A 21999-nucleotide genomic window follows, 5' to 3' on the forward strand; every position below is an offset into this window, starting at 1 on the left:
TTATGACGCAAGAGATTCCAAAGGTATATGATCCCAAACAGGTGGAAGATCGCCTGTACGACTATTGGGAGGAGAACAATTATTTTCACGCCGAACCGAACGACGAGAAGGAACCCTATACTATCGTTATTCCGCCGCCGAATGTGACGGCGGTACTGCATATGGGGCACGCCTATAACAACGCCATTCAGGATATCCTGATCCGATGGCGACGAATGCAGGGATACGAGGCGCTCTGGATGCCGGGGACGGATCATGCTGGCATCGCTACCCAGAATGTGGTTGAACGGGAGCTGATGAAGGAAGACAAAACCCGCCATGATGTCGGTCGGGAAAAATTTGTCGATTTAGTTTGGGAATGGTCGGAGGACCGCCGGGCCGAGATTATCAATCAGCTGAAGAAAATGGGCTGCTCCTGCGATTGGGAGCGGGAGCGGTTTACGTTTGATCAAGGGCTCTCCGAAGCGGTCACACACGTCTTTGTCTCCCTCTACGAAAAAGGACTGATTTACCGCGATAGTTATATAGTGAACTGGTGCCCCCGGTGTTCCACGGTGATTTCCGATGAAGAAGTGGAGCACGAGGATAAGCAGGGGAATCTCTGGCATATCCGGTATCCCATCAAGGATTCGGACGACTATATTCAGGTTGCGACCACACGGCCGGAGACTATGCTGGGCGATACCGGCATCGCGGTGAATCCTGACGATGAACGCTACACCGACATGGTCGGGAAAACCGTTATCCTGCCGATACTGGAACGCGAGATGCCGATTATTGCGGATGAATTCGTTGATCCGGAGTTTGGCACCGGGATGGTGAAAGTGACACCGGCCCACGACCCCAATGATTTTGAAATGGGGAACCGGCACGGTCTTGCAGAGGTCAATATCCTGAATGACGACGCTACCATGAACGAAAACGCCGGCCCGTACGAAGGATTGGATCGGTTCGAGTGCCGCGAAAAACTGGTAGAAGATCTGGAAGAGCAGGGATATTTAGTCAAGACCGAAAAGTATGAGAACAGGGTCGGCCACTGTTATCGCTGCCACACGATTGTGGAACCGTCCATCTCTGATCAGTGGTTCGTGAAAATGGAGCCATTGGCCAAACCGGCTTACGATGCTGTCAATGATGGCCGGATCGACTTTTTCCCGGAAAAGTGGGTGAAGACCTACAATCACTGGCTGGAGAATATCAGGGACTGGTGCATCTCCAGGCAGCTCTGGTGGGGCCACCGGATACCGGCGTTTTATTGCACGGAATGTGGCGAAGTGGAAGTGGCGAGGAACAAGCCTGATACCTGTGACAATTGCGGTAATGACGAATGGCGCCAGGACGAGGATGTGCTGGACACCTGGTTCAGCTCCTGGCTCTGGCCGTTCAGCACCATGGACTGGCCGGATAAGACACCGGAATTAGACTATTTTTACCCGACCAATACACTGGTAACTGCCCAGGATATCATCTTCTTCTGGGTGGCCCGGATGATCATGGCCGGACTGGAATTTATGGACGATATCCCGTTTGAGGCGGTTTATTTCAACGGTTTGGTGCGGGACGCTCAGGGCCGGAAGATGAGCAAATCGCTGGGCAACGGCATCGATCCGCTGGAGATGGTGGATGAGTACTCCGCCGACGCGGTGCGCTACTCGCTGATCGTACTCTCTACGGAAGGTCAGGATATCAATCTGGCTGAGGAAAACTTCGAGATTGGCCGGAATTTCTCCAACAAGCTCTGGAACAGCTTCCGGTTCGTGGAGATGCAACGGGATGGAAGGGATATTTCGCATGAACTGCCGGACAAAGGAAACTGGGAGCTCGCCGACCGGTGGATTATTTCGAGGCTCCAAAAGGTAACGACGAAATTTAATGAAGCGTTGGAGATGTTTCGGATCCACGAAGCGCAGGAAACGGTACATAAATTCTTCTGGGGTGAGTTTTGCGACTGGTACCTGGAACTCATTAAGCCGCGCCTGTACGGCGATGACGAGACTGCCCGGGAGACGGCGATGAATATCGCAGTGAATGTGCTGCGGGAGACGCTCCAGCTGCTGCATCCGATTATTCCGTTCATCACCGAGGAAATCTGGCAGCACTTGAAGCTGGAAGAGGATCCGGACATCATGGTTAGTGATTTTCCCGTGCCGGAGATATCTCTGGAAGACGACGAAGCCGAATCAGAAATGAATTTGTTGCAGGATGTCATTATAGCCATCCGGACCATGCGGAGCGAGATGAATGTGCCGCCGTCACGTCAGGCCGAGATATTCGTGAACAGCGGCACAAACGGACAGGCAGAATTGCTGGACTCGTACCAGTCCTATATTGCCAATCTTGCAAATCTGGAAGCAATTACCATCGAGGAGTCGGTGGAGCAGCCGGAATCCAGTGCCACGGCGGTGGTCCGGGAGATGGAAATCTTTATGCCGCTGGCCGATCTCATCGATCTGGACAAAGAAAAGGCGCGCCTGGAGAAAGAGCTAGAGGATGCAACCGGCCGCCTGAGGAAATCCGAATCCAAACTGGCAAACCAGAACTTCGTCGAGAAAGCTCCTGAGAATGTGGTGGAGAAGGAGCGGGAAAAGAAGGCACGATATGAGGAAGAACTCAAAAAACTTAAGACCAATTATGAGAAACTTACTCAGCTGGATTCGTAGTGTAGCACTAATCCTGCTTGCGAGCACTCTGTTCGCTGCCGGAAATCCTACGGTCACGATCTACAATTCGAACCTGGGCCTGGTGCAAGAGTCGCGTACGCTGGAATTGAAAAAAGGCCGCCAGCAGATCGCCGTGACCGATGTGGCCGCTAAAATTCAGCCGGCGACAGTGCATCTCCAGGGAGGCACTCAGGCAAATTTTTCTCTGCTGGAGCAGAATTTTCAGTACGATTTGGTAAACACGGCAAAGCTCTTCGACAAATATATTGGTGAAAAAATCAACGTGGTTACGGAGCAGACCGGCAGCATCTTCGGAAACTTGCTCTCCAGAGATGGATCGATTCTCACTATCCAGAGCAGGGATGGATCGCTTCGGCTAATCAATACCGATCATATCCTGGAATATTCACTGCCGAGCTTGCCGGAGGGGCTGATTCTGAAGCCGACTCTGCAGTGGATTCTGGAATCGCAGGAGTCTGGTGCTCAGGATGTGGAGTTGTCGTATCTCACCAGTGGGATGTCCTGGGAGGCCGAGTACATTCTGCAATTAACTGAAGATGACGAGTCCGGTGTGCTCTCCTCATGGATAACCCTTGAAAACAATGCCGGGGCGACTTTTGAAAATGCTACGGTCAAACTCATTGCCGGGGATATTCACCGCGCGCAGAAAGGCGGTCGCGGCCCGCAACCTCAGGCGATGGAAATGGCTGCTATGGCACGGGATCAGGTCTCCGAACGGGGTATCTTTGAATATCACCTGTACGAAATCGGATTTCCCACCACTTTATATCAAAATGCTATCAAGCAGGTCACTTTCCGGGATCCCACGGAAATAAATTATGACCGGAAATATACCTTCGAGCACTCGGAGCGACAGAGTGTTCAGCAGGAAAACGTGAGCGTCGATATTGTTTTTGATAACACCGAGGAAAACAATCTCGGGATGCCGCTGCCGGAGGGCATCGTCCGGCTGATGCAGGAGGACGAGGACGGCAAAGAAGTGTTGGTCGGGGAAGATAACATCAACCACACTCCCAAAGATGAAGAAATCCGCGTGACCGCCGGCCGGGCGTTTGACATTATCGGGGATCGACGAGTGACCAACTACGAACGACGCGGCCAGTCATCGGACCAGATGTCTGTGGAAATCGAACTTCGGAATCACAAGGATGAAGCGGTCACCATAAATGTGCTCGAGCATTTCTACGGCGACTGGGAAATCCTCAAGGAAACTCATCCATCCACTCCCAAGGATGCCAATACGCTGCAATTTACGCCGGAAGTTCCGGCCGACGGCTCGGTAACTATTACATATACCATCCAACGCAATCGCTAATCGGGTGTATGTCCTCATCGTCCCCGGATACCAGTAAGCTTCAGCCAGATTCACCAGTCCAGTACTTGAAGGGTGTTGGTCCCAAGCGGGCGGAAGCCCTGGAATCGTTCGACATCGAAACCCTGGAAGACCTCCTCTACTTTTTTCCCAGACGATATCTGGATCGCAGCACCATCGTCCCAATCAACCAGCTCAAAGTCGATCAGGAAGCCACCGTCGTCGGTAAGGTAATGGCCAAGGGCGTCCGGAAGGGGCGGCGTCGTTCCTACTTTGAACTGGTGGTGGAAGATAAAACCGGCATGCTGAAGTGCCGCTGGTTTCGGGGCGTCCGCTGGATTAAGAACGCCTTTAAAACCGGGGAACCCATCGCCGTGAGCGGCAAGGTGGCGTTCTACAACGGTCTCTCCATGAGTCATCCCGACTACGATAAATTGGGAAAAGGTGAAGAAGATCCCGTGAATACCGGGAAGATTATTCCGCTTTATCCGGGAAGTCAAAAGCTGAAACGGGTGGGGTTAGACAGCCGACGGTTCCGGCGAATTTACGGGCGAATCCTGCCAAAGATGGACGGGGTGCTTCCGGAGTACTTACCTCAGAAATTGCGTAGCGATTACAATCTGCAGGAGATCGAGTTAGCGCTCCGGGGCATTCATGCTCCGGCAGATCAGGAGACGCTTGGGAAAGCCAAGAAACGGCTGAAATTCGAAGAGTTGTTTTTCATCCAGCTGATGCTGGCGCTGCGGAAGCACCATTTTAAAAAGGAGCCCAAGGGGATCAGTTACGAGGAAATCGGTCCGTTGTGCGAGTCGTTGTACCGGATACTTCCTTTTGAACTAACAGAAGCCCAGAAGCAGGCGATGCGGGAGATCCGAGCGGATATGAAGTCGAAGAATGTGATGAACCGGCTGCTTCAGGGGGATGTCGGTTCCGGGAAGACGGTGGTGGCGATGTTAGCGGCGAGTATTGCTGTGGGCAACGGATACCAGGTGGCCTTTATGGCCCCAACAGAAATCCTGGCTGAGCAACATTACCGCACCGTACAATCGTACTTCCGGAAACTCAAGGTGCCGGTGGCGCTTCTCACCGGCTCACAGAAAGGGAAAGATCGCAAGAGTATTTTGAATGGGCTGAAACATGGCGACATTCCTATTGTCGTCGGTACCCACGCGCTGATTCAGGAAGGCGTGGCCTTTGATTCACTGGGACTGGCCATTATCGATGAGCAGCACCGGTTCGGAGTGCTCCAGCGCGGGGAACTGAGCGAGAAGGGCGACAACATCGACGTGCTGGTGATGACCGCCACGCCCATACCGCGGACCATGGCTCTCACCATCTATGGAGACCTTGATGTCAGCACTATTGACGAACTACCGGCGGGTCGGAAGCAGATTGTCACCAGAAAAGTGTCTGTGGCCAAGCTGGATAAGGTGTACGAGTTTGTGAAACAGGAGCTGTCCAAGGGACGCCAGTGTTACGTGGTGTATCCGCTGGTGGAGGAATCCGAAAAGATGGATTTGCAGGCGGCGACCCAGGGATACGAATACTTGCAGGAGGTGTTTTCGGAGTTTACAGTTGGCTTGTTGCACGGACGCATGAAGGCTGATGAAAAAGAAGAAGTCATGGCCAGGTTCGAGGCCAACGAAATCCAAATGTTAGTGAGTACTACGGTCATTGAGGTGGGAATCGACGTGCCGAACGCGACCATCATGCTCATCGAAAATGCCGAGCGGTTCGGCCTGACCCAGCTGCATCAGCTGCGGGGTCGGGTCGGTCGCGGAGAACACCAGAGTTTTTGTATCCTGGTGAACCGGAATAAGGGAGCGAACAACGGAACGGCGGAACAACGGCTGTCCATTATGGTAGAAACTTCCAACGGATTTAAAATTGCCGATGAAGATCTAAAAATCCGCGGCCCCGGTGAGATGTTCGGGACGAAGCAGAGCGGCTTCCCGGATCTGAAAATTGCGGATTTTATTGATGATGCTGACCTGTTATATTTGGCAAGGAACGCAGCATTTGATCTGGTGAAGGAAGACCCGAAATTGCGCAATGAATCCTACGCAAATTTGAAAACACACTTCGTGAGACATTACAAAAAGCAATGGGAATTGAGTCATATCAGTTGAGAAAGGAGATCACCTATGGCTGAGGAACCGCAACCCCAGGAAATTAACAAAGAGGAACTTTTTAGTTATCTGGTCTCGACCTTTTACTCCAGCGCCTGGATGCAGATGGGCAAGATGGCCAATCCGATGACCAATAAGGTTGAGAAGGATATGGAGCAGGCCGAGTTTACCATTGATCTGTTGGATATGCTTAAGGAGAAAACCGAAGGCAACCTGAGTGACGAGGAATCCAAACTGTTGACCCGGGCTATCAAGGAGCTGAAGATGAATTTTATGGAAGAGAAGAAAAAAGGAGGCGATTCCGGGGAAGAGGCCGAAGACGCAGAGGGCAAATCGAGCCAGACCAGACCAGATAACATTGTTACCCCAAACGATGCAATGGGGAATAAAAAGGAAGATGATTCGGATTCCGGAAAGCAATCCAATCTCTGGACACCGTAAGTTCTTCCAAAGATAGCAGAATTCCCTGGTGTGTAATGAATTCTTAGGGAATATCTGGACCGGTTTTCGATAGATAATCAATAAAAAAAAATGTATACTATTTTGTTTCAACTCTGTCCGATAAAGCACCTGTACAACTCCTAACTATCGAGGAACACATGCAGCACGATCGTACAAAACTCATTTTAGGGGCCATCGTCTTTATCTCATCGCTGGTATTATACCTGGCGACGGTGGCGCCGACGGTCTCCTTTTGGGATACCGGTGAATTTATCGCCTGCGCCTACACGCTTGGCGTCCCGCATCCTCCGGGAAGTCCGCTTTTTATTCTGATCGGACGGTTTTTTACTCTGCTGCCGACGAGCGTTGATCCGGCGTTTCGGATGAATATCATATCACCGCTCTCCGCTGCACTGGCCAATCTGCTCGTCTTTTTAATCATTGTTAAATTTGTCAAAATCTGGCGCGGTGGAGATCTGGAATCCACCAAAGATAAAATTATTGCCTACGTTGGGGCATTTATTGGCGCCATGGGGTTTGCCGGTACGGACAGTCACTGGTTCAACTCGGTGGAAGCGGAAGTCTATGCCATGAGTACCTTTGCCACGGCGTTGGTGGTGTGGTTGATTCTTCGGTGGATGGAGCGTTCTGATAGGCTTGGTCACGAACGATACCTGCTGTTGATAGCGTATGTGATGGGGTTGGCTATTGGCGTCCACCTGCTGAACCTGCTGACGCTTCCGGTGATTGCGCTGGTTATTTATTTCAAAAAGTACAAGTTTCAGTGGAGCAGCTTTTTTGCCACGGTGGCCATTACACTGGGCGCATTTCTGGCTGTTTATCTTGGGATAATTAAGGGCCTCGCCAAGGTGATGGCAGTGACATATGCAGGGGGATACTTCGGGTTTTATCTCGTGGGACTCATCGTCCTGGCTGTTTTTGCCGGATCGTGGTGGGCTGCGAAAAATCACAAGGAAATCACGGCATTGGTGTTGATGTCCGCCTCACTGATTTTGATCGGTTACTCCAGCTACACAATGATCTATATCCGGGCCAATCAGGATCCGTTTATCAATGAGAACGATCCGTCCACGCCGGCGAAATTCGTCTCGTATCTCGAGCGGGAGCAGTACGGAAAGCATTCCATTCTGGACAGGCGTGGTGTCTGGCAGGATTCCAAAAAGGACCCGGCTGCGCATATCGCCGATCAGGTCAATTCCACGTGGGGATACGTCTGGAATTACCAGATAAAATATATGTACTTCCGGTATTTCAACTGGCAGTTCATCGGGCGCATCGGGGACAGGGTCGACTTCACTCAATTTTATATGCTGCCATTTCTGTTGGGGCTCTTTGGGATGAGCTACCACTTTATGCGGGATAGCAAACGGGGACTCGTTGTGCTGGCATTGTTTATTATGACAGGGCTGGCTGTGGTTGCCTACCTGAACCAACCGGACCCGCAGCCACGTGAGCGGGACTACAGCTACGTGGCTTCGTTTATGGCTTTTAGCCTCTGGATTGGGATTGGTGCGTCCGGCATTATGGAACTCATCATGGACAAGTTTAAGGGATCAACGCAGCGGATCGCTACTTATGCCGCAATCGTTGTACTGACGTTGGCGATTCCTATCCAGATGATTGGAAAAAATTATTATACCCATGATCGCAGCGGTAATTACGTCGCCTGGGATTATTCGTACAATATTCTGCAGACCTGCGAACCCAATGCCATCCTGTTTACGAACGGCGATAATGATACGTTTCCCCTGTGGTATTTACAGGAGGTTGTTGGAATCCGCAAAGATGTGCGGGTGGTAAACCTGAGCTTGCTGAATACCCACTGGTACATCAAGCAGCTCCGGGATTATGAGCCACAGGTGCTCCCGGACAGCTTCACCGATTCTATGATTGACCAACTCTATCCCATGCGGTTTGAGAAGCAGGAGGTCGCGATAACTGCGCCAAAGACTGAGCAGAACCCGGACGGGAAAATCGAATTTACCATGAAGCCGACCTATGCCGGACAGGGAATACGAGTGCAGGATATTATGATCCTGCGGCTTATGGAACAGAATTTGAGAGAACGGCCGATGTATTTCGCCATTACGGTCTCCTCCCAAAATAAGATTAACCTGAATCCGTATCTGCGGATGGACGGGCTGGCGATGAAAATTATGCCCCACCGGGTAGACGGCGAGATTGCACCGGACGTGCTGGAGGAGAACATCACGGAGAATTACCAGTACCGGGAACTGGGCAATCCGGATGTGTATTTTAACGATAACATCAAAAATCTCCTGCAGAACTATCGTTCCACCTTTATGCAGCTGGCATTCTATTATTACCAGAACAATCAGCAAGACAAGATGGTGGAAATTCTGGATGCCATGAATAATGCGGTTCCGGAAGAGACTATTCCGTATACCAACCAGGATATCTATCTCGAGATCGCCCGGTTATATGCTGAGGCAGGTCGGACCGATATTCTCCGGGAACGGCTGCAAAATGCTCTGGATAATCCGGGACTGGATATTCAGCGACGCATGCGCTATGCCTCGCTGTACATCACTACGCTTAACGATTTCGAAAAGGCCGACAGTATCTTTACCTCCATTTATCAGCAAAACCCGGATAACGGTCAGGTGATCGGGACGCTGCTTCAGATTTATGAGCGCCAGGGTCGATGGAGAGAGGCGTACGAGATCATAAACCAGTGGGTGCAAGATCATCCCAACGACCAGAATGCCCGCAACATGCTGGAAGAGTACCGAACCCGGATGGATGCCGGAGCGGACACGACGGGATGAGGTATAGGGTATAAGGGAAAACACCTTGGAGACCGGAGACCGAAAAGGATTGAATATCCAACCGACGAATTTCCAATATCCAATTTCCAAGTGACCCCAACCCACCCAAGAAAGAATGCAGAATGAAAAATGAAGAAGTATAAAAACCAGAGGCCGGAAAATATCAACTTAGTTCATAAGACGCATAGCAGGTTTTAACCATAACACGTTAACACCGTAACACATTAACACGTTTCCAACTGAACACCTGGACACCCGAACACCTGAACACTATTTTAAAATCTTTCTTACCCTCAGAGAGGCATCCGTTCGCGGATTCTAAATAATCCAATCAATGAACACCCCACTCGTCTCCATAATCATTCCGCACTGGAATCACCGGAACGTGCTGGCGGACTGTTTGACATCGTTGGCTCGGTGCGATTACCCATCTCTGGAAATTATTGTGGTAGATAACAACTCCACTGATGACAGCGTGGAATACACGGAGAAATATTTCCCGGATGTCGTCATCTTGAAAAACCAGGAAAACCGGGGTTTTGCCGGCGGTTGCAACGATGGCGCCGCCGCGGCCAACGGCGAATACCTATTGATCCTGAACAACGATACGACACAGGAACCGGACTGGATATCCAAACTGGTCAGATTTATGGAAGCAAATCCATCAGTCGGTGTCGTCCAGCCAAAGCTGCTGAATGCCAACGATCCCGACCTGTTTGACTACAGCGGTGCAGCTGGCGGATTCATGGATCGGTACGCTTTTCCGTTCGCCAGGGGCAGGATTATCGACCAGGTAGAGCGGGATACGGGACAGTATGATGGTGCCATTCAAACGTTCTGGGCCAGCGGAACCGCTTGCCTTCTGAGAAGATCAGTATATGAGCAGGTGGAACTGTTCGATGAAACCTTTTTCGCACACATGGAAGAGATAGATATGAACTGGCGAGCTCAGCTCGCCGGGTGGGATGTTGCGGTTGTCCCGGGTGCGGTAGTCTATCATCACAGCGGATATACGCTGCCGCCGGAATCACCGTTTAAAAAATACCTGAATCACCGGAACAGCGTCTACATGTTGTTTTCCAATTACCAATGGCCCCGGATGTGGATTCGTGGCCTCCAGCGACTCCTCCTGGATGGAATGGCTTTTTTCTATTCACTGGTAACCGGTGAATTTGACCGGACTCTGGCTGTCATGAAGGCATGGATATGGATCGTCGCCCACCTGCATCTGATAGTTCGAAAGCGCCGCACAGTTGCAAAGATTCGCAATCATTCGGATGCGGAGATTGATTATCGGTTATATCAGGGAAGTATTGCGCTGGAATCGCAACTTTTCGGAAAAAAGACATGGGCAAGGAGCCGGCACGCTATTGGTAGTCTTGAGAAAGAAAAATTAGAAATTGATGAAAATAATTAAGCGTTTTACTGCAGGTAGGAGTTATACGTCTCTTTATTTTTAGGGTTGAGTTCAGCGAGAGTCCGGAGTGCTTCAGCGTCCTCAAGTTTCGCAGCCAGCCACGCAAAATTTTCCGCCTGACCATTCAGAAACATTTTAGTGTATTTATCCTGTAAATTTTTTCCGAGGATTTCCTGAACCAGCCGTATTGCATCATTGAAACCTATCTTGGCATCTTTGATTTTGGATTCCTGGTAATCCCAGTACGCGTCAAAAAATGTATATTTCAGCATCCGTAAATCGCGGTGATTCTTGAGATCATCCAGCCGCGTGATCCGATCCCGCCAGCCTTTATTGTAGCCGGAGGTCCGCGCCTGGTTGGCAATTTCGCTGGCAGCATTATAGTACTGAGTTCCCGCGAGTTTGCCGTAGGTGTCGACCTCCCCGGCTAGAACTAAATAAGCATAGAAATCAACTACGCTGGTCAGGGGGGAGTAAACTTCATGTTGAAGTACCTGGCCGGTGTTGTACGGAAATTCCCAGCCCTTGTCGAAATACCGCTGATCGCCGCCGTTGGTGATCATAAGCTGGGCTGTAAATGTGACATCCGAGCCGGATTCTGAGGCCTGTTGGATGTAAATCTGCAGAATAAACGGCACCACAGTGCCATACGTATCTTCGGTATAATCGTACGAAGTGATGTACTCTTCCAGGTCGGTCTCCAGGTTTTGCAGAATGGATTGCTGAGTTGGTTCCAATCGCTCCGCATTGATGCTGATATCAGGATCGAGTACCTGCCCCGAGCCGAAGATTGGGAGCAGGAGCACAGTAAAAAGCACAATAAGTTGTTTCATGGAGTCCATAGTCTGTAAATACATACAAACAAATTTGGTCTCCGAGGGGGTGAAAGTCAAGAAAATCCTCAGGCGACGGGAGGGCCTGCCCTGAGAAAACCCGGGAAAGTCCGGTTGTACTCAAAACACTCACATCGTATCTTATCAGGCTTGAATTGATTGCAAAAAAAATTTAAAGGATATATGGCAAGAGCACAAAACCTTGCGGATGCGCTGGCCGAACATCGGGTCATCAATTATCTGCTGAAAAAGATCGGAAGTCTGGCGGATCAGGAATCGCTGGAATGTTACGCCGTCGGCGGCTGTGTTCGGGATCTGCTGATGCACCGGACCACCACCGATATCGATGTGATGGTGGTCGGCGACGGCGTGGCTTTCGCCCGGGTTATCGCGGATGCGCTTGGAACTGAGAAGGTGATCCCGTATGAAAAATTCGGAACGGCGTTGATTCCGTACCGGGATTACCAGATTGAGGTCGCTACCGCACGGTCGGAGTCGTACGAACAGGACAGCCGGAAGCCGACCATCGAAGAGGCGGACGTGGAGACCGACTCCGCGCGCCGGGATTTTACTATCAACGCCATGGCCATCTCGCTGAACGAAGAGCGCTACGGCGATCTCTGGGACCCGTTCAGCGGACTCCAGGATATGCGAAAGCAGGTGTTGCGGACGCCGCTGGAGCCGCGAGAGACCTTCAGCGAGGATCCCTTGAGGATGCTCCGGGGAGTCCGGTTCGCAGCGCAGCTGGATTTTTCCATAGAAAATGAGGCACTGGAGGCTATCAAAGCTGAGCGGGAGCGCATCGACATCGTCTCCCAGGAGCGGATCACCAACGAACTCCTGAAAATTATTGACGCGCCGAAGCCGTCCATCGGACTCTACCTGCTGCTGGAAACGGGCTTACTTGATATCATCCTGCCGGAGTTCTCCGAAATGGAAGGCATCGAAGAGCGGGACGGATACCACCATAAGGATGTACTGCGTCACACCTTCGAAGTCGTGGACAACATTGCCGAAATGACGGAAAAAACCGAACTCCGGTTCGCGGCATTGGTACACGACATTGCCAAGCCCCAAACCAAGCGATTCCGCAAGGGGGTGGGCTGGACGTTCTATGGCCACGACGAAATCGGTGCCCGAATGCTCGAAGGGTTTGCGAGAAGACTGAAACTCTCCAATTCGATGAAAAAATATCTGCAAAAGATGACGCGATTGCACCTCCGACCGATATCGCTCGCGCAGGATGGCGTCACCGATTCGGCGATCCGGAGGTTGCTGGTCGACGTGGGCGAAGATCTGAATGATTTGATTACACTATGCCGCGCGGATATTACTTCCAAAAATCCACGCCGGGTGAAACGCTATATGGCGAACTTTGATCGGGTCGTCAAGCGGATGGCCGAGGTTAAAGAGAAGGACAAGATGGCGGAATTTCAGTCACCGGTCCGTGGCGATGAAATTATGGAGATCTGCGAGATTGAGCCCGGGCCGATGGTGGGCAAACTGAAGGAAGCCATTGAAGAGGCCATCCTGGATGGAAAAATTCCGAACGAACATGATGCCGCGAAAAAGTATCTCCTGGAGATTAAGGACGAGTATGTGGAGTAATCCTTTTCCTGTCGGTGACCGCTGACAGCGCCTTCGACAGGGAAGGTCTCTTATCTTTGTTTACATTTTTTGAATTAAAGTCATCAAAAAGTCTTAGACAAAAAACTCTTGACTTTGAGGAATATACTGTATAGTCTAAAAACTCATTTGCACGGTTTATCAATTGTGGAGTTTTTTACAAAGCCAGTGTGTTTTGGCTTCCTGAAGTTTTATTTGAGTTTTTTACTTGTTTGACAAAGTTCGTTTATACGGCAAAGAGCTGTACTGAAAAAATCTGGACGTAGTTGAATCATTAGCGGATTCCATTTCATTACGGGGTCGATTGGCTAGTGTATGATACAGCTCGTCTGATTTGGTACGTTATGGTTATAATTGAAGGCCTGGCTCATATTAGATATTGTAATTTCGTGGTTGGCAACTTGTCAATGATCCAAAAAGATAGAAAGGAGGGGGATTGGTATGGTGTTCAAAGTAAAAACCGGGAAGCAGTGATGGTGCACCGCTTCCCGGTACCAGGCAAATCATACACCGCAAGTTGACACCGTTGGAGATGATTTACCTGAAATCGTCTCCAATATAATTAAAAATTGGAGAGTTACCAATGAAAGCACTGGGGCGTATTGCAGTAACCATAATAACAGTCATTTTTTTCAGTTTGGCCGGATGTACTCAGGAGCCAGTTGCCCCGGAAACCGAACAGACGATGAATAATACTCCGAGTGAAACGGAGTATCAAACAGCCTTAGCCAAGGGCAATCAAGCGAAAGCACATGAAATCCGATTAGCGCATTTTGCCAAAGCTTTAGCGAAAGCACAGAAGCATGATGGAGTTGGAGCTTATTTGAAAGAACGGATTGGTGAGAAATTTGATGGGGATTATGAAGTGCTTTGGAACGACGTAAAATCCAAACAGATTCAGGGAGTGGGTCAATTGCGTCGTGTAGTGCAGGGTAAATTGAAAGGGGGCATACCGACCATGTAAGCAGTGGAACAAGTCCCGAAACTGCAAGTGGCCTATCCGGTGGGCTTCGAACAATGGAATGGTGAAACCCCCATTTGGGTTGCATACACCCCATTGACCATTGATGACACGGAGTGGAAAGACATCATCGCTTTCGATGCTCAGGGAAAAAGACATGTGCTGGATGCCAAAACTCCGCCTGATCAACCGGTGTTGGTAGTCGGAATCAATGAACGCACCGATGAGAATGGGAATGTTATTGGAAAAGTTACCACAAATATAGGCTTGGGAAAACAAACCATGCCAGGTGGAGGCAGTGGAGGCGGCGGAGGTGGTGGAGGTTCCGGTTCTGCTTCGAGGTTCATCCGCATCTATGAGTATAAACTCGATCACTATTATGGTGCTTATGAAGCTTGGCCCTTCGGTGATGCGGAAATTAGCTTCCATATAACAACCGGGCCGGCAACGGACGACGGGATTATTTACACTGAGAATGCAGTGGCATATTGGTATGAGTTTGGTATGGGTACATATCCATATAATTACACTCTCGACCAGGTCTGGAGTGTGACAAGCAGTTACGAGATGAATCATAATCATACTAATTGGGAAATATATGAGTGGCATAAAAATACTTCGTGGCAATCTCACAATAAGACTCTAGATCCAACAGGTATGATAATCAGCCTTGGTTGGGGGCCGAGTTATGATGTGGACCGGCTTCTTGACGATGGAGTCAGCACAGTCTATCTGTTCAGCTTTGAACAGGATATGCCCAATGATTTTGTAACAAACAGCTATACTCCACCATACGCTGCGAATAATGTCTATGACTTCATGCCTGACTATGCTGTCATAGACTTAACTCAGTCTACCGGCACTGATGATGCAGGTTGGTGGAGAGTGAAGTGGGATATTGTGTCAGTTTGGTAATAGCCGAAAACCTTGGATAATGGGTTACTCAGGGGGCAAAACTCGCCCCCTGAGTAGTTTTCAAAATGTGATCATCCACCGGGTAAAGAACATTGCTGATATATATGGTAAACAGCACAGTTAAAAAATACTTTTTTCTTCCTCTGATACATACATTGATAGTCCCCTTGCTGCTTAATGCTTCCGAAAGGGGCATGATTTCAGGTACTATACATGACGCCGCCACTGGCGAACCGCTTACTTTCGTTAATGTGCTTTGCCTGACTACTGGTACAGGAACGACTACCAACGGCACCGGACATTTTACCCTGGCACTTCCTGAGGGTCGTCACATCATTCTGGTAAGCCATATCGGATATCACACGGTCCGGGATACGGTCCGGATCAGTGTACACCCCGTCCGCTGGGAGATCACTCTGGCCCAACGGACTTTGGAGGGTGATACCGTGGAGGTCCGAGAGTCGGCCCTGTCCCTGAATCCCAACCAGACTGTCCTCCTGCCACGACAGCTGGAGTACGTGCCGCAGTTCATGGGAGAGGCAGATCTGGTGCGGACCCTGCAGACCCTGCCGGGTGTCACCACATTGAACGAATTTCAGGGTGGCCTGTACGTCCGGGGCGGTGTACCGTATCAGAATCTGATTCTCTTGGACGGGGGCCAGCTGTACTATATCACCCACCTGTACGGGATCTACAGCCTGTTTAACATGGATGCCATCAAGCAGGCCCGTTTGGTGCGGGGGGGGCTGCCGGCCTCCTACGGCGGCGGTACTGCCGGAATGCTGGAGGTGTTGACCAAGTCCGGCAATCGTAACAGATATGACGGGGCGGCATCGCTGGGCCTGGTGAGTTCGAAAGTCCACATTGGCGGGCCGGTGGGAACCGGATCGTGGTTTGCGGCCGGCCGGCGGACCTATATTGACTGGATTGTCGGTTCGGAGTCCATCCTACCGGAATATTATTTCGGAGATCTAAACGCGCGGGCCACCCAGCATCCGACTCCCCGCGATTATGTGACGGCCACCATGTATTTTGGAAATGATCGCCGTAGGGAGTATTACTCTAATAGTTCACAACAACGGGTGGTGGAACAATGGGGGAACCGAATGGGAGGGGTCAGATGGCGTCATGAATATTCACCACATTTGATTCTAAATAGCCAGTTGACTTCCAGTAGGTTTTACTCCTCGATCGAACATATTAGCTTAAACGAGAAAGAGTCGGAACAGAGCGCCCTGCAATACACCACTGGTAATATAGAGTTGCAATTCGAAGGGATAGAGGAGCACAGGTTTACTCTTGGATTGACTCTTCGGCGTTATGCCTTTCGTTATCTTGCTAAAACTGACATCGATACGAGCAATTGGTTTTATGACCATATTGCACCATTGGCGCAGAAACCCCAAAACGAGTCTGTGCTTTTGCAATTTTCCAATAGATCCCGTCCGTTTCTGGCTACAGCGTATTTTGAACATAACTGGCGTTTGTTCACTGCCTTGGATCTGCGATATGGGGGCCGGGGGACCTATTTTACCCCAACACGATCTCTCCTGATTGCTCCCAGGATTCAATTGCAATACCAAATTTCTCCGACACTGCGATTACATTTGGCGGGTGGCCGGTATTACCAGTATATCCATCAATCCCAGTTTGGCTGGCGGGATAATGCTGTCCCTGATGAAATGCCGTTATTGTCGAATTTCCGGTTTTTCCGACCACTATTCCCGGAAGAAACACCGCTCAGAACAACCGATGTGACCATTGGACTCAGCGTCCAGCGCGGGAACGGATACGCCGGAACCATCAATTGGTATTATAAAATCACCGAAAACCTGTCATATACAAAAGAAGGGCTGAGTTTCACTGGTTTCGGTTTACGTTCTCGTATCGTCGATCTCCTCAGACACCCGTTCCGCTCATTTTTTGAATCCGGCAGCGGCTTGTCCCACGGGCTTGAGGTACTGCTCCGAAAAACGCAGGGGCGCCTGCAGGGCTGGGCTAGCTACACCTGGTCCCGTACCACGCACCGGTTTCCCTCGGTGAATAACGGAACGCGGTTTCCTCCACAGTACGATCGGGAGCATCAGATCGGCCTCCAGGGACAGTACGTCTTTAATCCCCGGTGGCGGGTCAGCTGGGTGTGGCTCTTCGGAACCGGCCAGCCGTATACATCCACCCCAAATCTTTTTTGGGATGATGTCGTAAAAAATGACAAACGACTCCCACCATACCACCGGATGGATATCGCCGTAACCCACAGCTGGAAGGCGTTTGGGTGGGAGTGGGAGTTCGGGTTCGGAGCGTTTAACCTGTACAACCACAGGAATGTGACCGGTATGGCGATTGACCGTCATCGATCGGAGTCCGGGGAAATTCAATACGTTGAAGAACCGGTAAAGGCCTCGCTCCCATTGATTCCAAATGTGACGATCAAGGTGAAATTTTGACGTATGAACCTTGGAATAACGCCGATCCTGAGTTCCAACTGATTATAGAATACTATGAAACTAAACTAAATTGCTATCGGTACGGTGACAATATTTACGGCAATTGGCACATCTATGGATACCATAGAATGACTTGGGAAAATGATGTCCATCAAATTCATCAGTATCTGTTTGGCTGGACGGAACAGTTGAGCGCGTATATTGGAGTAGAAATCTGGGAAATGGATGATGACTTTTGGTCTGCGGAGCATACCACGAAAATTACTGTCCCCATTAAAAGAGATGATATAAAATATGGCGAGTATACAGCAAAATTCACCTATGATGGCAATGACGAAAAGCTGGGAGAAAATGAATTAATTTATGTAGGCGGTGCTCCCCGGATTAGCGACCGCAGTTATACGCCTGCTGTTTCTGACATGAATCCTGCAGGTGACGCACGGATTACTTTGTGGTGGTAGCGCATTCGGCATTTCTCTGTGGCTGCTTTAAATGTATCCAGCTTCCACGGAGATCTAATCCGGCAAAATTGGCAATGATGGTTAACACATATTTTACATGAAATGATAACTAAGAAAAGGGCTATGAATATGTTATTACTGAGACGTTCTTTTTGGATAATTTTGTACGCCGCGATTATTACGGGTGTTCTACCGTTACAATCGAATGCACAGAACGTAAAAATAGAAAAGGACCTCGGGAAAATTCACCTCAAAGTAGGATTCATTATTACCGGGCAAGATTTGCAGGTGAAGGGTGATACCGTTTCATTAAATGTAACTGGGGAGCAAGTCTATACGTTTTTTATAGATGAAATCGAGCAGATATATTTCAGTAATAAACGGAGTTTTAACTCAGTAGGAGCTGTTACTGGGGGCGTGGTGTCATTTGCGGCGATGGCTGGTTTACTAAGTCCGACTATCAGTCCAGGAACAATTTTGATGACTGTCCCGTCAATATCAGCCGCCGTGGGAATCCTCACAGGGTATCTCACTCCCCGCTTACTGGAAGATGCGGGCTTCGATGCGGAACACTGGCAACTTTTGTATTCCAGGGATGAACCAGCGAAGAAGAACAACGATGAATAAATCACTAAAATTCCTCTTGGCTGTTTTTGTTATGGGGCTTGCGCTGAATTTGACCGCCCAGGAATCTCCAGCGAAACAGCGCATTTACTCATTAGGCTGGTTAGCGTCACCGGATTTTCACTACTTGCCGTGGTATAGTGATCAACAGGGATCTCATCAGGCTACAGGTGGATCATTTATTGTGGCGACAATAACGAAACGGCAGAACTTGGCGGATTCATTCTTCCGAATCTACCCAATTCATAATGAGGTTTCGTGGTTTACGGGACAAATTTTGCGCCGGGACACAGACAAAACATACTGGGGATTGAACGTTGAGAGTGTGGGATATGAGAATTATAGACAGTCTAAAAATGGGGGATTTGCCCCGCCGATAATATCATATTACAAAGTGTTTCTCGGCTCTTATTATTCCGGCTCCCGCCCACAATATAGAAATAGTAACCGTGACGATTATCGTCAGAGTTTTTATGCGGACGTGGGAATCGGACTGTACCTGCCAAAAATGAATGGATCTTTAACACGCGGGGATCTGACCGTTGATGTCGGGGTATATCTCTCAGGCTTACCATTCGTATTTGCTCCGACTTTTGGATCTATACGATACGGGGCTATGGGGCAGGTATTGACAACCGCACGTTGGAATAATTTTGTGGTGTCGGCAACCTTCTTGACACGTTATACCCTCCGTTACGGAACCCTCAAAGAGGATGCGTGGTCCAATTACCAATACCCGGCGACAATAACGGTGGGATTTCTATTCAATTAACCGAAAGGAGTAAATCGATGTTATTCCTTCAACGCTCTTCCTGGATACTCTGCTTTGCTGTCATACTGATCGGTGCGGTCCCCCTTGTTTTACAGGCAGAGTCTATTCAGGTTGAGAAAGACTTGGGAAAACTCCATTTAGACAATGGAATGATATTAATTGGAAAGGATTTGCGGGTGAGCGGGGATACCGTTTACATAGATTTAGAGGGTAATTCGGTCCATGCGTTTTCGGTGGATGAGATGGCCAAGATCTATTATAGCGACAACCGACATTTTAATTCAGTCGGAGCTGTGACCGGCGGTGTAATTACCCTTGCAGCTTATACTGGTTTAACCCAGTCTACTATCGGTGTCGGAATGGTACTTTTGACTGGCCCTCCAATATCAGCCGCCGTTGGAATCCTCACGGGGTATCTCACTCCCCGCTTACTGGAAGATGCGGGCTTCGATGCGGAACACTGGCAACTTTTGTATTCCAAGGATGAACCAGCGAAGAAGAACAACGATGAATAAATCACTAAAATTCCTCTTGGTTAGTTTGGTTATAGCACTTGGCCTTCCAATTCAGGCACATACGCCTTCCATCAGCGCTACGACATATTCCCTCGGATGGATCGCGACCCCGGAATTTAATTTCTTGCCGGTTCATATGGATCAAGAGGGTGCGTATGAGTCGGGAGCCAGCGCAATCGCCTTTGAACGAGAACGGTGGTATACCTACGATTCGCACGACTCGCAATCTTTATTGAAACGGATACTTAATGTCCAAAGTAGCCGTAGCTGGTCCTCTATCCAAGTCGTCCTCAAGCAAATGTGGAATACCACCGGGGCGGTAGAGGACCAATGGGATCTGGCAGTGAATATGGAGGGCACGCGATACGAAAACGCAGATCACTTTTGGACGGACCACTCAGCTCTTCCGTTGGTTATACACGGCCAAGTGTTTTTCGGGGATTACTATCCGGGAGATCGGCCTCAGACCCGCACGGGGTACAACAGATGGTATTTTTTCTATGGGTTCGGGATGTATCTCCCGTTCGAGTTTACTCGTACCCTTGGCCGAAATCTCACTTTGAACGGTTCAGCCTACCCGTCGCTTATGCCATTGATGATTTCTCTGCATCCGGGAACGCGTTACGGGGCCATGCTTGATCTGGACCTCTCCTTACAATGGAAACGGTTGGCGATCTCAATGAGGAGTTTCACGCGATATACCCTGGAATATACAGGCGGAGAGGATGAGTGGAGTATGCATAGTTACCCGGTGACGGTTACCGTGGGATTCCTATTCGACTAATTTGGGCTAAACATAAAAAGGAGGAGCCTCCATGCCAGATTTAACCCTAACTGATTATGGGGCAATTACACTGGTTATTGGACTCGTAATGATGCTGGTGTCGAACTTTTTCAGATCCGAAAAGCATCCGGGATTCCGATTTTACCCAAAAAAAGGTGAACGGAAATTTTTTTGGGAAAACCGGGATTGGTTTACGGGGCCAGGATACTATCTGCAATCCATCGGAATAATTGTGTTGTACGTGGGGATAATCTGGCTATTTGTAGGCCAGTTCATCTAATAATAATTTTAATCAAAAAGCCCCCGGTGGTAAAGGCGCCGGGGCTTTAGGGGGTATGATGAAAACACAATATTCTTCACAGATTGCGACGCTGTTCTTCGTTCTTTGCCTGCCGTTTTCTCACCTACTGGCAATCGACTGGAATGACATTCGCATTGATGTCTATGTACAGCCGTCATATTCAGTGTCCTCAATTAACGCACAGAAGGCTCTTGTTGCTGAGTCGTTAGCCTTACCGGGGAACAGTCCGCAAAATTCCGATTGGGTAAATGCCTTTAATGCTATGGAAGAAGATGTCGTACAATTTTCCTCACTATCCGGCATGGGGACCATTGGTAAATTACAATTGAGTACGGACAACTGGGTTATAGGTTATTCCCTGTATCTCTCCGGTTTGCCCATACCGGATAATTATGGAACAAAGCCCACGGGAAGAATAAATGCCTACTTCGCTCCGGGACCTTATTCAGATCTTCCGCTCCTGAGAGGGCATACCAATTATACGCTTGAAACCTCATACAACGTACTGACTATCGAACGACAGTTTACTCAAACGAGTATTTACGGTATGATAGAAAGCGGATCGCAATGGCTGCATGTTTCCAAAAGTACTTACATTGCTGGATTAGGCAATAATTTCATCTGGGGATTCACATATCCGTATTTTCGTGTGTATTTTGGCGGCTCCTATTCGAACACTCTGTGGTCACAGATGAAATATTCGATTCGTCTGGAAACCTCGCCATATACCAATGCGGCTTATTTTAAAACCTCTGGTACCTTTAAACAGATTCAGCGGGATTTGGTGACGAATGCTTCCCTCGTTTTGGAACAGCCGATTAGTGAGCGGATAACCCTTACTTCCCAATTCACGGCCAGAACTATTTTAACAAGGGATTTCCGATCTATCGGATTTGAAGGCGGCATCGGAGTAAAATATTCACTGTGGTGAAATTTTACCGCCAGAAATGGTTTAAATAAGGTTGAATGC

Annotated in this window: 18 protein-coding genes; 17 read left to right on the forward strand and 1 reads right to left on the reverse strand. The window is 49.3% G+C overall.

What is annotated here, in order from left to right; all coding sequences use genetic code 11:
• The first annotated feature begins 2 nt into the window (after positions 1-2).
• The 6 genes from K9N57_09790 (at position 3) to K9N57_09815 (ending at position 10790) form a co-directional block, all read left to right on the forward strand.
• Positions 3-2660, forward strand: a complete 2658-nt coding sequence (locus K9N57_09790; GenBank protein ID MCF7804470.1) for a valine--tRNA ligase — start codon at positions 3-5, stop codon at positions 2658-2660.
• Positions 2632-3996, forward strand: a complete 1365-nt coding sequence (locus K9N57_09795; GenBank protein MCF7804471.1) for a hypothetical protein — start codon at positions 2632-2634, stop codon at positions 3994-3996. The genes K9N57_09790 and K9N57_09795 overlap by 29 nt, the downstream gene beginning before the upstream one ends.
• An 8-nt stretch (positions 3997-4004) precedes the next feature.
• A complete protein-coding gene (recG, locus tag K9N57_09800; GenBank protein MCF7804472.1) occupies positions 4005-6122 on the forward strand; it encodes an ATP-dependent DNA helicase RecG in 2118 nt (705 codons plus the stop codon).
• A gap of 15 nt (positions 6123-6137) precedes the next feature.
• On the forward strand, positions 6138-6563 hold the full coding sequence (locus K9N57_09805; GenBank protein ID MCF7804473.1) for a DUF1844 domain-containing protein: 426 nt from the start codon (positions 6138-6140) through the stop codon (positions 6561-6563).
• A 158-nt stretch (positions 6564-6721) separates the two neighbouring features.
• Positions 6722-9373 (forward strand): DUF2723 domain-containing protein, encoded by a 2652-nt coding sequence (locus K9N57_09810; GenBank protein MCF7804474.1) that lies wholly within the window; start codon positions 6722-6724, stop codon positions 9371-9373.
• Positions 9374-9707: 334 nt separating this feature from the next.
• On the forward strand, positions 9708-10790 hold the full coding sequence (locus tag K9N57_09815) for a glycosyltransferase family 2 protein (protein MCF7804475.1): 1083 nt from the start codon (positions 9708-9710) through the stop codon (positions 10788-10790).
• 5 nt (positions 10791-10795) lie between these two features.
• On the opposite strand, the gene K9N57_09820 is transcribed toward K9N57_09815, so the two are convergent.
• On the reverse strand, positions 10796-11647 hold the full coding sequence (locus K9N57_09820) for a DUF4835 family protein (GenBank protein ID MCF7804476.1): 852 nt from the start codon (positions 11645-11647) through the stop codon (positions 10796-10798).
• Between the two features lie 159 nt (positions 11648-11806).
• Between K9N57_09820 and K9N57_09825 the strand changes: the two genes are divergently transcribed.
• The 11 genes from K9N57_09825 (at position 11807) to K9N57_09875 (ending at position 21960) form a co-directional block, all read left to right on the forward strand.
• Positions 11807-13231, forward strand: coding sequence for a CCA tRNA nucleotidyltransferase (locus K9N57_09825; GenBank protein ID MCF7804477.1), 1425 nt, complete (start codon positions 11807-11809; stop codon positions 13229-13231).
• A 601-nt stretch (positions 13232-13832) separates the two neighbouring features.
• A complete protein-coding gene (locus K9N57_09830) occupies positions 13833-14213 on the forward strand; it encodes a hypothetical protein (GenBank protein ID MCF7804478.1) in 381 nt (126 codons plus the stop codon).
• Positions 14214-14216: 3 nt separating this feature from the next.
• Positions 14217-15125 (forward strand): DUF3103 domain-containing protein, encoded by a 909-nt coding sequence (locus K9N57_09835; GenBank protein ID MCF7804479.1) that lies wholly within the window; start codon positions 14217-14219, stop codon positions 15123-15125.
• 194 nt (positions 15126-15319) lie between these two features.
• Positions 15320-17572: a carboxypeptidase-like regulatory domain-containing protein gene (locus K9N57_09840; protein MCF7804480.1), complete on the forward strand. Its 2253-nt coding sequence runs from the start codon at positions 15320-15322 to the stop codon at positions 17570-17572.
• Entirely contained in the window at positions 17569-18033 is a 465-nt protein-coding gene (locus tag K9N57_09845; protein ID MCF7804481.1) for a hypothetical protein, read from the forward strand. The genes K9N57_09840 and K9N57_09845 overlap by 4 nt, the downstream gene beginning before the upstream one ends.
• A 123-nt stretch (positions 18034-18156) precedes the next feature.
• Complete coding sequence (locus tag K9N57_09850; GenBank protein ID MCF7804482.1) at positions 18157-18660, forward strand: hypothetical protein; 504 nt, start codon at positions 18157-18159, stop codon at positions 18658-18660.
• Complete coding sequence (locus tag K9N57_09855) at positions 18653-19429, forward strand: hypothetical protein (protein ID MCF7804483.1); 777 nt, start codon at positions 18653-18655, stop codon at positions 19427-19429. The genes K9N57_09850 and K9N57_09855 overlap by 8 nt, the downstream gene beginning before the upstream one ends.
• A 17-nt stretch (positions 19430-19446) precedes the next feature.
• Positions 19447-19944, forward strand: coding sequence for a hypothetical protein (locus tag K9N57_09860; protein ID MCF7804484.1), 498 nt, complete (start codon positions 19447-19449; stop codon positions 19942-19944).
• Positions 19937-20728, forward strand: coding sequence for a hypothetical protein (locus K9N57_09865; GenBank protein ID MCF7804485.1), 792 nt, complete (start codon positions 19937-19939; stop codon positions 20726-20728). The genes K9N57_09860 and K9N57_09865 overlap by 8 nt, the downstream gene beginning before the upstream one ends.
• Before the next feature lie 31 nt (positions 20729-20759).
• Positions 20760-21008: a hypothetical protein gene (locus tag K9N57_09870; GenBank protein ID MCF7804486.1), complete on the forward strand. Its 249-nt coding sequence runs from the start codon at positions 20760-20762 to the stop codon at positions 21006-21008.
• A 55-nt stretch (positions 21009-21063) separates the two neighbouring features.
• Positions 21064-21960 (forward strand): hypothetical protein, encoded by an 897-nt coding sequence (locus K9N57_09875; protein ID MCF7804487.1) that lies wholly within the window; start codon positions 21064-21066, stop codon positions 21958-21960.
• Positions 21961-21999: the final 39 nt, after the last annotated feature.

This window comes from Candidatus Neomarinimicrobiota bacterium (assembly GCA_021734025.1).
Taxonomy (GTDB): domain Bacteria; phylum Fidelibacterota; class JAANXI01; order JAANXI01; family JAANXI01; genus JAANXI01.